This window comes from Bacillus sp. JJ864, assembly GCF_036963045.1.
Taxonomy (GTDB): Bacteria; Bacillota; Bacilli; order Bacillales; family Bacillaceae_G; genus Bacillus_A; species Bacillus_A pseudomycoides_C.
Genome location: NZ_JBALLY010000156.1, coordinates 1 through 566 on the forward strand (window position 1 = coordinate 1; position 566 = coordinate 566).

The 566-nt window shown below is 30.2% G+C and carries 1 protein-coding gene; it reads right to left on the reverse strand.

Translation table 11 applies throughout. The annotated features are described in order from the left end of the window. A partial coding sequence (locus V7024_RS20715) for an RNA-guided endonuclease InsQ/TnpB family protein (RefSeq protein ID WP_335523398.1) occupies positions 1-566 on the reverse strand: 566 nt, incomplete at both ends.

Below are 566 nucleotides of genomic sequence, written 5' to 3' on the forward strand. Positions count from 1 at the left end.
TCATCATCCCTTTTACATTTAAATCTTCTATTGTGATATAACTTGGTTTGGTTATCACCAATTGATTCACAATAAATTTTATATATTCCAAACGTATATTGGCTAATCGAGCATGTAACTTTTGTACTCTAAAAATATTTTTGTTTATATTTGCTCTTTTGGTAGCAGTTTTTTCACCTCTCTTTTTTAGATTTTCATATTTGCGTGACAAAGAGCGTTGTTCACGTTTTAATTTTTTTTCTAATTCCCTTACTTTTGTTGTCTTATTGATGTTCTTATATACAGTTCCATCACTACATGCGGCAAAGTCTTTTATGCCTAAATCGACACCTATACCTTCACTATATGAAACAGATTTCTTTTCTTTCTGTTCCACTTCACTCAAAATAGATACATAATATCTACCTGCTTTTTGAGATATTGTAGCGCTTTTCGCATTCCGAAATGGGATGTATCCATATTCTTTTAATCTTATCCAACCTAGTGTTGGTATCTTAATACGATGTCTTTCTACTTCAAGAAATCCACTACTTTTAATAAAATATGCTTTTACATCTTGATTTTTC